Consider the following 13,193-nt stretch of genomic DNA (forward strand, 5'->3'; position numbering starts at 1 on the left):
GCGACCTCGCCGGCGAGCAGCTCCTTGGCGAGCGTGTCGCCGATGGCCTGCTGGATCAGCCTGCGCAGCGGCCGCGCGCCGTAGACCGGGTCGTAGCCGCGCACCGCCAGCCAGAAGCGGGCGGAATCGGTGACCTCCAGCGTGAGCCTGCGCTGGGCCAGCCGCTTCTGCAGCTGCTCCAGCTGGATGTCGACGATGTGCTGCAGCTGCACCTCGTCCAGCGCGTGGAACATGACCACGTCGTCCAGCCGGTTCAGGAACTCCGGCTTGAACGCGGAGCGCACCGCGTTCATGACGAACTCCCGCTCACCGCCGGCACCCAGGTTGGAGGTGAGGATGAGGATGGTGTTGCGGAAGTCCACCGTGCGGCCCTGGCCGTCGGTGAGCCTGCCCTCGTCCAGCACCTGCAGCAGGATGTCGAAGACGTCCGGGTGCGCCTTCTCGATCTCGTCGAAGAGCACCACCGTGTACGGCCGCCTGCGCACCGCCTCGGTGAGCTGGCCGCCCTGGTCGTACCCGACGTAGCCGGGCGGCGCACCGACCAGCCTTGCCACCGCGTGCTTCTCGCTGTACTCGCTCATGTCGATCCGGATCATGGCCCGCTCGTCGTCGAACAGGAAGTCCGCCAGCGCCTTCGCGAGCTCGGTCTTGCCGACGCCGGTGGGGCCCACGAACAGGAACGAGCCGGTGGGGCGGTCCGGGTCGGCGACGCCTGCCCTGGCGCGGCGCACCGCGTCGGAGACGGCCTGCACCGCGTCCAGCTGGCCGACGACCCGCCTGCCGAGCTCGTCCTCCATCCGGAGCAGCTTCTGGGTCTCGCCCTCCAGCATCTTCCCGACCGGGATGCCGGTCCACGCGGAGACCACCTCGGCGATGTCGTCCGGGCCGACCTCCTCCTTGAGCATCAGCTCACCGGTGCCCGCCGCGGAGCTCTGCTCGGCCTCGATCAGCTCCTTCTCCAGCGCCGGGATCCGGCCGTAGCGCAGCTCGGCGGCCTTGCCGAGGTCGCCGTCGCGCTCGGCCCGCTCGGACTCGCCGCGCAGCGACTCCAGCTCCTCCTTGAGCGTGCGCACCCGGTCGATGGCGTTCTTCTCGTTCTGCCACCGGGTGGTGAGCTGGTTGAGCTTCTCCCGGTCGTCGGCGAGCTCGGAGCGCAGCTTCTCCAGCCGCTGCTTGGAGGCCTCGTCGGTCTCCTTGCCCAGCGCGACCTCCTCGATCTCCAGGCGCCGCACCGCGCGCTCCACCTCGTCGATCTCCACCGGGCGGGAGTCGATCTCCATCCGCAGCCGCGATGCCGACTCGTCGACCAGGTCGATCGCCTTGTCCGGGAGGAACCGGGAGGTGATGTAGCGGTCGCTCAGCGTCGCCGCCGCCACCAGGGCGGAGTCGGTGATCCGGACACCGTGGTGCACCTCGTAGCGCTCCTTGATGCCGCGCAGGATGCCGACGGTGTCCTGCACCGACGGCTCGCCGACCAGCACCTGCTGGAAACGCCGCTCCAGCGCGGCGTCCTTCTCGATGTGCTTGCGGTACTCCTCCAGCGTGGTCGCGCCGACCAGCCGCAGCTCGCCGCGGGCGAGCATGGGCTTGATCATGTTGCCCGCGTCCATGGCGGACTCGCCGGTCGCGCCCGCGCCGACGATGGTGTGCAGCTCGTCGATGAAGGTGATGATCTGGCCCGCGCTGTTCTTGATGTCCTCCAGCACGGCCTTGAGCCGCTCCTCGAACTCGCCGCGGTACTTCGCGCCTGCGACCATGGCGCCGAGGTCGAGCGAGACCACGGACTTACCGCGCAGCGACTCGGGGACGTCGCCCGCGATGATCCGCTGGGCCAGCCCCTCGACGATGGCGGTCTTGCCGACGCCGGGCTCGCCGATCAGCACCGGGTTGTTCTTGGTGCGGCGGCTGAGCACCTGGACGACGCGCCGGATCTCGGTGTCCCGGCCGATCACCGGGTCGAGCGTGCCGGAGCGGGCCAGCGCGGTGAGGTCGGTGGAGTACTTCTCCAGCGCCTGATAGGTACCCTCCGGGTCCGGGCTGGTGACGCGGGCGCTGCCACGCACGGCCGTGAAGGCCTCGCGCAGCGCCTCCGGGGTGGCGCCGCGGCCGGTGAGCAGCTTGCTCACCTCGGAGTCGCCGGAGGCCAGCCCGACCAGCACGTGCTCGGTGGAGACGTACTCGTCGCCGAGCTCGGTGGCGAGCCGCTGCGCCGCGGTGATCGCGGCCAGCGCCTCCCGCCCGAGCTGCGGTGCGGTGGTGGCGCCGGTCGCCCGTGGCAGCCGGTCGACGATCAGCTGCGCCTCGCGCCGCACCCCGGCCGGGTCCACCCCGACCGCCTGCAGCAGCGGGGCGGCGATACCGTCGGTCTGGTCGAGCAACGCCACCAGCAGATGCCCCGGACGGATCTCCGGGTTGCCCGCGGCGGATGCGGACTGCAGCGCGGCGGTCAGCGCGGCCTGGGTCTTGGTGGTGGGATTGAACGAGTCCACGGTCACCTTCCTGCCTGTAGTTCTGAGGTTGCCTGGTTCAACGCGCAAAAGGTTGAGTCTGTTCCGCTCAACTCTAGATTTTTCCGCGGCTGCGCGCATCCCCCGCTGGCCGCATCCGCCTGCCGCCGCCCGCCCGGCACACCGATGACCGGTTTTCGGGGATACTCGTGGCGAGACAGTTCGAAGAAAGGACTCCCCACGTCGTGGATGCGCGTTCTGCTGCGCTGGTCCGCGCCAACTTCCGGGCGGTGCTCGACGCACCGCACGGTGCCGAGCGGTTGATCAGCGCGTTCTACGGTCACCTGTTCGCGGAGAACCCCGCGCTGCGGGAGCTCTTCCCGCCGACGATGGAGATGCAGGCCAAGCGCGTCACCACCGCCGTGCTGTTCGTGCTGGACAACCTGGAGCACTGGGACCGGGCCCAGGCCTTCCTGGAGCAGCTGGCCAGGGACCACAGGAAGTACGGCGTCGAGGCCGCGCACTACGACCTGGCGGGCCGCGCGCTGCTCGCCGCGCTGCGCACCTACCACGGCCGGGACTGGACCGTCGGGCTGGAGGAGGGCTGGACCGACGTCGCCATCCTGATCTCCGCCTCGATGGCGATCGGGGCCAACTCGGACAAGTCGCAGCCGTACTGGGAGGCGACCGTGGTCGGGCACCGGCGGGTGCTGGAGGACCTGGCCATCGTGCGGCTGCAGTCGGACAGCCCGATCCCGTACCTGGCCGGGCAGTACGTCCCGGTGATGCTGCCGCAGCGGCCCAAGATGTGGCGCTACCTCTCCCCCGCCATCCCGTCGAACCCGTACGGCGAGATCGAGTTCCACGTGCGCAAGGTGCAGAGCGGCTGGGTCAGCACGGCGGTGGTGAACGAGACCGCGGTCGGTGACCGCTGGCAGATCGCGGGCCCGCTCGGCAACCTGCACATCGACCGGGAGAGCGGCCGCGACGTGCTGCTGATCGGCGCGGGCACCGGCATCGCGCCGCTGCGCGCGCAGCTGATCGAGATGAGCCGCAGCGGGGTGAACCCGCGGGTGCACTTCTTCATCGGCGGCCGCTACCCGTGCGACCTCTACGACGTGGAGAACATGTGGCAGCTCTCGCAGAGCAACCCGTGGCTCACCGTCGTCCCGGTCTGCGAGCAGAAGACCAATCCGTGGTGGTACCCGCACGCGCCGAGCGAGGAGCCGTACGGCATGCACCGGCGGCTGATCGGTAACCTCGGGGCGGTCGTGGCGAGCTTCGGCGCGTGGGCCGATCGGCAGATCCAGATCGCGGGCTCGGCCACGATGATCGCCGACACCCGCCGCGCCCTGATGGCCGTCGGTACCCCGGAGTCGATCATCCAGAGCGACCCCGTCGGCTAACGGAAGAGAGACATGGACATCGATCCGAGCCCGCTGGACGGCCCCGACCCGCGCGCGGTCGGCGACGGTGAATGGTCGGCGACCGTGGTCGGGCACCACCGGCTCCGGCACGACGTCGCGGTGATCCGGCTGATCGGCGAGTTCGTCCCCTTCCGGGCGGGGCAATCGGTGCAGCTCCGGGTTCCGCAGCAGCCGACGGTGAGCAGGCGGTACTCGCCCGCGCTCCCGCCCTCGCTCGACGGCAAGCTGGAGTTCCACGTGCGCACCGTGCCCGGCGGCTGGCTGAGCGGGTCGATCGTCGCCGACACCCAGCCCGGCGACGAGTGGCGGATCAGCGCCCCGATGGGCAGCTTCACCGTCGACCCGGCGGGCGACGAGGTGGTGATGATCGCTGGCGGCACCGGGCTGGCCCCGATGCGCTCGCAGCTGCTCGAGCTGGCGCGCGCCGAGCAGCCGCCGCGCACCTACCTGTTCGTCGGCGGGCGCTCCCCGCGCGACCTCTACGCCGACGACATGCTCTTCCTGCTCGCCACCGAGCTGCCCTGGCTCACCGTGATCCCGGTCGTCGAGCGCCCGGACGACCCGAGCTGGCCGGACGAGTGGTTCGAGCGCTCCCGGGTCGACATCGGCTTCCCGGCCGAGGAGCGGCTGCACGGCACGCTGGCCGACGTGATCGGCTCGCACGGCGCCTTCGACCGGCATCAGGTGCTGGTCTGCGGCTCGCCGGGGATGACGAGGGCGACCGTGGAGAAGCTGATCGACATCGGCACGCCGGTGGAGCGCATCCAGTACGAGGGGCTGTAGCCGCTCAGAAGAGCGGGTCGTGCCGGATGTGGTCGGCCGGGGTGCCCGCCGCCATCAGCCGGAACTTGCTGGTCTGCACCATCGAGGGCGGGCCGGCGATCTGCACGTCCCGGTCGGTCCACAGGGTGTAGTTCGCCACCACCTTGCCCACCTGACCGGTGAGCCGCGGCTCCAGCCCGGGCAGGTCGCGCTCCGGGTCGGTGGGGCCCTCGTACCACCAGGGGTTCTCGTCGCTCTCGGTGATCGGGGTGACGGTGAGCCACTTGTTCGCCATCGCCAGCTGGCTCAGCGTCTCCAGGTCGTAGAGATCGCACGGGTGGTGCCCGCCGACGAAGAGGTGCACCTTGGGGTTGGTGCGGCGCTGCGCCATCGCCATGAGCTGGGCGCGCAGCGGGGCCAGCCCGGTGCCGCAGGCCACCATGAGCATGGCGCGCTTGGTGTTGCGCGGCAGCCCGAGCCCGCCGAGCGGGGAGCCGAGCAGCCACTGGTCGCCGACCGCGGTGTTGGTCACGATGGCCGGGCTGACCCAGCCGCCGGAGACCGAGCGCACGTGGAACTCGACCTCGCCGCTCGCGTTCGGCGGCACCGCGGGCGAGAGGTAGCGCCACATCCGCGGCCGGGAGGGGATCTGCACGCTCAGGTACTGCCCCGCCGCGTACTGCATGGGCTGGTCGAGCTGCACCCGGACAACGGCGAGGTTGCGCAGCACCTCGCGGCGCTCCACAACGACCCCGCGCCAGGCCGACGGCGTCGTCTCCTTGGCGGCCGCGCCGATCATCGTGTTCGCGATGACCTCGAGCCCGCCGTCCCAGGCCTGCTCGACCTCGTCGGTCCACAGCTCGGTGCCGGTGTACTGCCGCAGCGCCTTCTTCATGGAGTAGCCGACGGCGATGTAGTGCTCCGGCCGGACCCCGTACTTGCGGTGGTCACGACCGAGCTGAGCGAGGAACGGCTGGAGTTTCTCCGGCTCGTCCAGTTTGTCCAGGGCATAGGTGATGGCCTGTACCAGGCGGTCGCGCTGGGCATCCATGGCGGCCGGGAAGAAATCGCGGATCTGCGGGTAATCGGTGAACAAGATCGCGTAGAAAGTCCGCGCGAGCGCCTCTCGGCCCCCCTCTTCCGCGGCAACCGCCTTGAACGTCGTCCTGACCAGCGCGACGGTCCGCGAATCCATTTGTGTCACAACCCCATTTCGCACGTTTACTCTACCGGGGAACACTTCGGCAGCCGATGGAAACGAGTCTAGGTGCAAGTTTGCCAGCGCGGGAGCGATGCGCCGGAATATCACGAGCTTATTTCATAAAATACTGGATGGCCTGTTCAAAAAGCGCAATAAACCGACCGTAAGTTTGCCTATCGGGGTGAATTCTGTCCAGCATCCGCGGAAAGGGGCCGAAATGCCAACAGCCCTCGACGGGCACCGCTGCGGGAGCGAGTGCGCCGTCGAGGGCTGTTGATTTGCTGGCGAATTCCGAAATTCGCCGCGGCTACCGCGCGTGTCTATTGCGCGGCTGCCAGACCACCAGTGCGGTACTGCGTTGCTGGGGCGCCAGATCCGGCCGGTAGCCCGCCCGCAGGCGTTCCACCTCCGCCGAGAGCTCGGCGACCTGTTCGCGCAATTCCTCGACCTGGTTGGTCAATTCGATGATCCGTTTGATACCGGCGAGGTTGACGCCCTCGTCCTGGGAGAGCCGCTGCACCTCGCGCAGCAGCTCAACGTCCCTGGCCGAGTAGCGCCTACCGCCACCGGATGTCCGCTGCGGCGTGACCAGGCCGAGCCGGTCGTACGTGCGCAGGGTCTGCGCATGCATGCCTGCCAGCTGGGCCGCGACCGAGATCATGAAGAACTCGGCCCGCGCCGCGTTGGACACCTGTTTCGGATCGTCGGACATTACGCACCTGCCCATCCCGCACGAGGATCGAAGCCGCTGAGCTTCTCCGCCTCCTGATACCGCTGCAGCGCCTGGACGGCATTGTCGTCCAGCTTCGGCGGCACCGCGACCTTGACGGTGACCAGCAGGTCGCCCGCGCCGCCGCTGCGTTTCGGAACACCGCGCCCGCGCACCCGCAGGATCCGGCCGTCGGCGGTGCCCGGCGGCACCTTGACGCCGACCCGGCCGTCCAGCGTCGGCACCGAGACCGTGGTCCCGAGCACCAGCTCCGCGTAGCTCACCGGAAGCACCAGGGTCAGGTCGTCGCCGTTGCGGCCGAAGACCTTGTCCTGGCTGACGTGCACGGTGACGAACAGGTCGCCCGACGGCGCACCGCGCAGCCCGGCCTCGCCCTGTCCGGCCAGCCGGATGCGCTGCCCGTCGCCGACGCCGGGCGGAATCCGCACGGTGATCGTGCGGGTCCGGTTCTGCACGCCGGTGCCGCGGCAGTCGACGCACGGGTCGTCGATCAGCGAGCCGGTGCCACGGCACTCGTCGCAGGGTTCGCTGAAGCCGAAGGCACCCTGGTTCCGGCTGACCACACCGGCGCCGTTGCAGTTCGGGCAGGTGCGCGGGCTCGTCCCCGGCTTGGCACCGCTGCCGTGGCAGGTGGTGCACGGCGCCGGGCTCGTCATCCGCAGCGGGACCGTGACGCCCTGGGCCGCCTCGCGGAAGCCGAGGGTGGTCTCGGTCTCGACGTCGGCCCCGCGCCGCGGCCTGCTGGCCGCCCCGCGCGGGCCGCCGCCGCGGTTGAAGAGCCCGCCGAGCAGGTCGCCGAGGCCACCGTCGCCGGCGCCGCCCGCGCCGCCGCCGAAGATGTCGTTGATGTCGAAGTTCTGGGAGAACCCGCCACCGGCGCCCGGCTGGAAGCCGCCGCGGCCGAAACCGCCGCCCGCGAACAGCTTCCTGGTCTCGTCGTACTCCCGGCGCTTCGCCGGATCGGAGAGCACGGCGTGTGCCTCGCTGACGGCCTTGAACCGCTCCTCGGCCCGGTTGTCACCGGGCTTGGCGTCCGGGTGATTATCCCGGGCCAGCCTGCGATACGCCTTCTTGATCTCGTCCGGCGTGGCGTCGGCGGAGACACCCAGCTCCTTGTAGAAGTCCTTTTCGATCCACTCCCGCTGGCTCACCGAGCATCTCCTCCTCTCGCGTCTCTATCGTCCGGTCGTCTCGGCATCAGCTGCTCCCGATGCCGCGTCGCTCTCGCCGGTCGTGGAATCCGCTGCCTCACCGGTCTTCTCACCCGATTCTGCCGTGTCTTCCGGCACCGCGTCGGTGACTCCGACGAGCGCGTGCCGCAGCACCCGCTCCCCGAAGCGGTAACCCTTGCGCATGACAAGGCCGAGCACCGGGTCGGCGCCACCGCCCTCGTGCTGCACGGCCTCGTGCAGGGTCGGGTCGAAGGACTCGCCCACCGCGCCGAACTCCTCCAGCCCCTGCTTGCGCAGCGCCTCGGCGAGCTTGTCGGCGACCGCCTTGAGCGGGCCGGACTCCAGGTCGCCGTGCGCGCGCGCCCGGTCCAGGTCGTCGAGCACACCGAGCAGTTCGGTGACGACGGCGGCCTTCGCCGAGTCGGTGGCGGCCTTGCGGTCGCGCTCGACCCGGCGCCGGTAGTTGGCGTACTCGGCGGTCAGCCGCTGCAGGTCCGCGGTCAGCTCGGCCTCCTTGCCCGCGGCGGGGGCCGCCGCCGCGGGGTCGGAGCCGTTGCCGTTCGACTCGCTGCCGTTCTCGGCGCCCGGCTCGGGAGCCTTGTCGGGCTCCCGCACCTCACCGGACTCCGGATCGATCTTGCGCTTGTCGACGAAGGTGACCGGCTCCTGCTGCTCCGAGCTCACTTCTTCTCCGTGTCGACCGGCTCGTCCACGACCTCGGCATCGACGACCTGGTCGTCGGCCTGGCCCTGCTGGGGCTGGCCGTCACCGGCCGCGCCCTCGGCGGCGGCGGACTCGTAGATCGCCTGGCCCAGTGCCTGGGACTCGGTGGCGAGCTTCTCCACCGCGGCCTTGACCGCGGCGATGTCGGTGCCCTTCAGCGCCTCGTTCGCCTCGGCGATGGCCGCCTCGACCTTGGACTTGATGTCCGCGGGCACCTTCTCCTCGTTGTCCGCGATGAACTTCTGGGTCTGGTGCACCAGCGACTCGGCCTGGTTGCGGGTCTCCGCCTCCTCGCGCCGCGCCTTGTCCTCGGCGGCGTGCGCCTCGGCGTCCTTGACCATCCGGTCGATCTCCTCCTTGGACAGGCCGGAGCCGTCCTGGATCTTGATCGTGTTCTCCTTGCCGGTGCCCTTGTCCTTCGCGGTGACGTGCACGATGCCGTTGGCATCGATGTCGAAGGTCACCTCGATCTGCGGCACGCCGCGCGGAGCCGGCGGGATGCCGGTCAGCTCGAAGGAGCCGAGCAGCTTGTTGTGCGAGGCGATCTCGCGCTCACCCTGGAACACCTGGATCTGCACCGAGGGCTGGTTGTCGTCGGCCGTGGTGAAGGTCTCCGAGCGCTTGGTCGGGATGGTGGTGTTGCGCTCGATGAGCTTGGTCATCACGCCGCCCTTGGTCTCGATGCCCAGCGAGAGCGGGGTGACATCGAGCAGCAGGACGTCCTTGACCTCGCCCTTGAGCACACCGGCCTGCAGCGCGGCGCCGACGGCGACGACCTCGTCCGGGTTCACGCCCTTGTTGGGCTCCTTGCCGCCGGTGAGCTCGCGGACCAGATCGGTGACCGCGGGCATCCGGGTGGAGCCGCCGACCAGCACCACGTGGTCGATATCGGCGACCTTGACCCCGGCGTCCTTCACGACCTGCTGGAACGGCGCGCGGGTGCGATCGAGCAGATCACTGGTGATCCGCTGGAACTCGGCGCGGCTCAGCTGCTCGTCCAGGAAGAGCGGGTTCTTGTCCGCGTCGACCGTGATGTAGGGCAGGTTGATCGAGGTGCTCTGCGAGGAGCTGAGCTCGATCTTCGCCTTCTCCGCTGCCTCGCGCAGCCGCTGCAGGGCCATCTTGTCCTTGGTCAGGTCGATGCCCGCGCTGCTCTTGAACTTCTCGACCAGCCAGTCGACGACGCGCTGGTCCCAGTCGTCACCACCGAGGTGGTTGTCGCCGGAGGTGGCGCGGACCTCGACGACGCCCTCGCCGATCTCCAGCAGCGAGACGTCGAAGGTGCCGCCGCCGAGGTCGAAGACCAGGATGGTCTGCTCGGTCTCGCCCTTGTCCAGGCCGTAGGCCAGCGCGGCCGCGGTGGGCTCGTTGACGATGCGCAGCACGTTCAGCCCGGCGATCTGGCCGGCTTCCTTGGTGGCCTGGCGCTGGGCGTCCTCGAAGTACGCGGGGACGGTGATGACCGCGTCGGCGATCTCCTCGCCCAGGTAGGCCTCGGCGTCGCGCTTCAGCTTCATCAGCGTGCGCGCGCTGATCTCCTGCGGGGTGTAGTTCTTGCCGTCGATCTCCACGTTCCAGTCCGTGCCGATGTGGCGCTTGACGGAACGGATGGTGCGGTCGACGTTGGTGACGGCCTGGTTCTTGGCGGGCTGGCCCACCAGCACCTCACCGTTCTTCGCGAACGCGACGATCGACGGAGTGGTCCGCGATCCCTCCGAGTTCGCGACGACGACCGGCTCGCCGCCTTCGAGCACGGCGACTACCGAGTTCGTGGTCCCGAGGTCGATTCCGACCGCACGAGCCATAGTTGGTTCCTCCTTGTTGACGTACCGAGCTGTGTAACGCTGAGCGTGGTCGGCTCAATCCTGCACCCATCTCCGACGGGCGTCAACCGAAACTTGAGCTTGCCCCACTCAATCTTGTCGAATGACCACAACCGGGGGCCGGGTGGATCTATTCCCGGACCTGGCCGTCGCCACCGATCACTTTCGGCGGCCCGGACCGTCGGCACTGCCGAGACGACCACGAGGAGGAACGGGATGGAGCGCGCCGAGATCATGGAGTGGACCCGGGAGGTGCGGCTGGCGGTGGCCGGACTGCTGGCGACGCTGGAGCCTGCCGAGTGGCAGGTGGAGTCGCTGTGCCCGGCGTGGACCATGCACGAGCTGGCGGCGCACTTGACGCTCTCCACCAGGGACACGCTGCGCGGGGCGCTGCGGGCGGCGGTCCGCGCCCGCTTCGACTTCGACCGGATGACGGCGGAGCAGGCGAAGGAGCGGGCAACGCGGTTCACCTCCGCCGAGCTGGTCGCGCAGATCAGGGAGGACGCCGGCTCCCCGCGCCGCGCGCCCGGCGCAGGCCCGCTGGACCCGCTCGCCGACTTCCTCGTGCACAGCCAGGACATCGCCCGCCCGCTGGGCCGCGGCCACGCGGTGCCGCTCGCGCCCACCCTCGCCGCGCTCGACCACGTCCGGACCAGCATGTTCTGGGGCGCCCGCACACGGCTGCGCGGCATCAGGCTGGTCGCCACCGACTGCGACTGGACCGGTGGCGACGGGCCGGACGAGCTCCGCGGCACCGCCTGCGACCTGCTGCTGGTCGCCAGCGGGCGGCCCGCGGGGCTGGTCGGAATGGCCGGGCCCGGGGTGCAGCGGGTGGCGGCGGCGCTGTAGAACCCCGCGATCGGAATCCGCGCGGCGAGCGGGTCGGCGTGCAAAGCTGGTGATCATGAACGGGTTCCGGGCCGGGGCGCGCCGATGACGTCGGATGCCGGGCTCGATCCGGCTGCCGTCGAGATCGGCACCTTTCTGCCGCGAGCACCGGAGCAGGTCTGGCGGGCGCTCACCGAACCGGCGCTGCTGGAGCGCTGGCTCATGCCGTCGGTGGGGTTCGCCGCGGCCGAGGGCACGCACTTCCTGTTCACCCTTCCGGCCGGTTCGCCCGGCGAGATCGCCTGCGAGGTGCTCACCGTCCGCGCTCCCGAGCAGCTGACTCTCGCCTGGGTCGACGTGCGGGCGCCCCGGCCCGCGCGCTGGCCGCTCGACCTGACCGTCCGGCCGCAGGGCCGCGGCACCAGGCTGCTGCTGACCCAGACCGGGTTCGACATCGCCGACCGGCGGCAGAAGATGGCCCGCAACGCCATGGAGCGCGGCTGGCGCTCCGGCCTGGCCCGGCTGGCGGACCTGCTCGACGAGGTGGATCCCTAGCTCGGCTGGAGCAGGCTGAGGGCGCCCTCGGCGCTGCGCGCGGCGGTCAGGCAGGCGGTGCTGGTGGCCTGGTCGGCCAGCGGGTGCCTGGCCCGGGAGCGCCACTTGCGCACGGCGTCGAGCGCGGCGGCGCGGATGGCGTCGGGGGCGGCGTCCGGCGGCAGCCCGAGGCGCAGGTGCGGGGCGATGCCGGTGCCGCCGACCAGGCGGTGCAGCTCGGCGAGATCGGGTGCGGGGAGCGGGAGTTCGTCGGTGCGCAGCCGGCCGAGCAGCCGGAGTTCGGCGAAGCCGTGCACGTCGGCCAGCAGGGTGCGCACCCGGGGCAGCAGCCGGTCGGCCTCGGTACCGGGGTAGCCGCGCAGCACCCGGTCCAGCGCGGTCAGCGCGGAGTGCGCCTTGAGCTGGTCGGCGCGCTGGCCGAACTGGGTGTCGAGCACGGTGCGCAGCTCGTCGACACCGCTGCGCGCGGTGAGCTCGGCGGCGAGCGCGGCGGAGTCCCTGATCCCGAGCCGGATCAGCGTCACCGCCATCCGGATTCCGAAGAGCCCGAAGCGCTCCGCGATCTGGAAGCGGAGCTCCGGCGGCACCGGCAGCGGGATGTCGGGGCGGGCGAAGCGATCCGCGGAGAGCAGCGCGGCGCTCAGCTCCGCGGCCGGTACGGCGGCCAGCGCCTCGAAGGCCGCGTACTCCTGCTGGCGCAGCGTGGCGGCGGCGAAGGCGAGCAGCCCGGCGACCGGGATCACGGCCTGGCACAGCCCGGTTCGCTCCAGTTCACCGGCGAAGCGGGCGGCGACGTCGCGCGCCGAATGCAGCGCGTCCAGCGCGCCCGCGCCGATCTCGTCCGCCCTGGAGACCACGCCGATCACGCCGAGCGGCCCGGTGCCGCCCGCGGTGCCCGCGCCGACCCGCTCCAGGAAGCGCACGTCGGCATCGTCCAGCCTGCGCAGCAGGTAGACCACGGCATCGGCGCCGGGCAGCGCGACGGCGGCGTCGTCCTCCGGGGTGAGCAGCCGCGCGGTGCGGCGGGAGACCTCGCGGGAGAGCGAGGAGGTGCCGGGCGTGTCGATGATGGTGGTGGCGGCCAGCGGCGCGGCGGGCCACTCCACCTCCAGGTGATCGATATCCCGCGGATGGCCGCTCTGCCAGCGCAATCCGTCCAGGTCGAAGGTGAGGCCGTGCGCGCCGCCGCCCCGGCGCACCACCACGTTGGCGCGGTCGCCGTCCGGCGCGAGCGCGGTGACGCTCGGCGTCGGGCCGTTGCGGTACCAGGTGACCACCCGGGTGCACTCGGTGGCGTCCGTGGGCGCGATGTCCTGCCCGACCAGCGCGTTCAGCAGCGTCGACTTGCCCGCCTTGATCGAACCGGCGAGCGCGACCCGCAGCGGCTGCTCCAGCCGGTGCGCGCAGTCGCCGAGCAGCGCGCGCGGCCGGGCGTCCCTGGCGAAGGCGCGGCGCGCGGTCTCGATCAGCGCCTGCGCCTCCGGCACCAGGCCGACGGCGCCACGGGTGGTTCCTGACGTCATCC

At 70.9% G+C, this 13,193-nt stretch carries 11 protein-coding genes; 4 read left to right on the top strand and 7 right to left on the bottom strand.

The window, feature by feature from the left end; genetic code table 11:
- On the bottom strand, positions 1-2,489 hold a 2,489-nt coding region (gene clpB, locus ACFO0B_RS15670; RefSeq protein ID WP_378613175.1), incomplete at its 3' end, for an ATP-dependent chaperone ClpB.
- 203 nt (positions 2,490-2,692) lie between these two features.
- Here clpB and ACFO0B_RS15675 point away from each other — a divergent pair.
- Both ACFO0B_RS15675 and ACFO0B_RS15680 read left to right on the top strand, forming a co-directional pair.
- Positions 2,693-3,853, top strand: a complete 1,161-nt coding sequence (locus tag ACFO0B_RS15675) for an FAD-binding oxidoreductase (protein ID WP_378613176.1) — start codon at positions 2,693-2,695, stop codon at positions 3,851-3,853.
- 12 nt (positions 3,854-3,865) lie between these two features.
- Positions 3,866-4,657 carry an FAD-binding oxidoreductase gene (locus tag ACFO0B_RS15680; RefSeq protein ID WP_378613177.1) on the top strand — a complete coding sequence of 264 codons (792 nt, stop codon included), beginning with the start codon at positions 3,866-3,868 and terminating at the stop codon, positions 4,655-4,657.
- A gap of 4 nt (positions 4,658-4,661) precedes the next feature.
- Here the strand turns inward: ACFO0B_RS15680 and ACFO0B_RS15685 are convergent, their stop codons facing one another.
- From ACFO0B_RS15685 to dnaK, 5 genes are all read right to left on the bottom strand, one after another.
- Entirely contained in the window at positions 4,662-5,831 is a 1,170-nt protein-coding gene (locus ACFO0B_RS15685) for a globin domain-containing protein (protein WP_378613179.1), read from the bottom strand.
- Positions 5,832-6,144: 313 nt separating this feature from the next.
- Positions 6,145-6,549 carry a heat shock protein transcriptional repressor HspR gene (locus ACFO0B_RS15690; RefSeq protein ID WP_378613180.1) on the bottom strand — a complete coding sequence of 135 codons (405 nt, stop codon included), beginning with the start codon at positions 6,547-6,549 and terminating at the stop codon, positions 6,145-6,147.
- A complete protein-coding gene (gene dnaJ, locus ACFO0B_RS15695) occupies positions 6,549-7,718 on the bottom strand; it encodes a molecular chaperone DnaJ (protein WP_378613181.1) in 1,170 nt (389 codons plus the stop codon). The genes ACFO0B_RS15690 and dnaJ overlap by 1 nt, the downstream gene beginning before the upstream one ends.
- Before the next feature lie 24 nt (positions 7,719-7,742).
- Positions 7,743-8,423 carry a nucleotide exchange factor GrpE gene (gene grpE / locus ACFO0B_RS15700; RefSeq protein WP_378613182.1) on the bottom strand — a complete coding sequence of 227 codons (681 nt, stop codon included), beginning with the start codon at positions 8,421-8,423 and terminating at the stop codon, positions 7,743-7,745.
- Positions 8,420-10,267 carry a molecular chaperone DnaK gene (dnaK, locus tag ACFO0B_RS15705; protein WP_378613183.1) on the bottom strand — a complete coding sequence of 616 codons (1,848 nt, stop codon included), beginning with the start codon at positions 10,265-10,267 and terminating at the stop codon, positions 8,420-8,422. Before dnaK ends, grpE begins: the two co-directional genes overlap by 4 nt.
- A gap of 234 nt (positions 10,268-10,501) precedes the next feature.
- On the opposite strand from dnaK, the gene ACFO0B_RS15710 reads away from it, so the two are divergent.
- Together ACFO0B_RS15710 and ACFO0B_RS15715 are read left to right on the top strand one after the other, a co-directional pair.
- Positions 10,502-11,134, top strand: coding sequence for a maleylpyruvate isomerase family mycothiol-dependent enzyme (locus tag ACFO0B_RS15710; RefSeq protein WP_378613184.1), 633 nt, complete (start codon positions 10,502-10,504; stop codon positions 11,132-11,134).
- Positions 11,135-11,218: 84 nt separating this feature from the next.
- Positions 11,219-11,668, top strand: coding sequence for an SRPBCC family protein (locus ACFO0B_RS15715; protein ID WP_378613185.1), 450 nt, complete (start codon positions 11,219-11,221; stop codon positions 11,666-11,668).
- Here ACFO0B_RS15715 and ACFO0B_RS15720 read toward each other — a convergent pair.
- On the bottom strand, positions 11,665-13,191 hold the full coding sequence (locus ACFO0B_RS15720; RefSeq protein ID WP_378613186.1) for a dynamin family protein: 1,527 nt from the start codon (positions 13,189-13,191) through the stop codon (positions 11,665-11,667). The two genes, ACFO0B_RS15715 and ACFO0B_RS15720, sit on opposite strands and share 4 nt — an antisense overlap.
- Positions 13,192-13,193: the final 2 nt, after the last annotated feature.

It is taken from the genome of Nocardia jiangsuensis, assembly GCF_042650385.1.
Taxonomy (GTDB): Bacteria; Actinomycetota; Actinomycetes; order Mycobacteriales; family Mycobacteriaceae; genus Nocardia; species Nocardia jiangsuensis.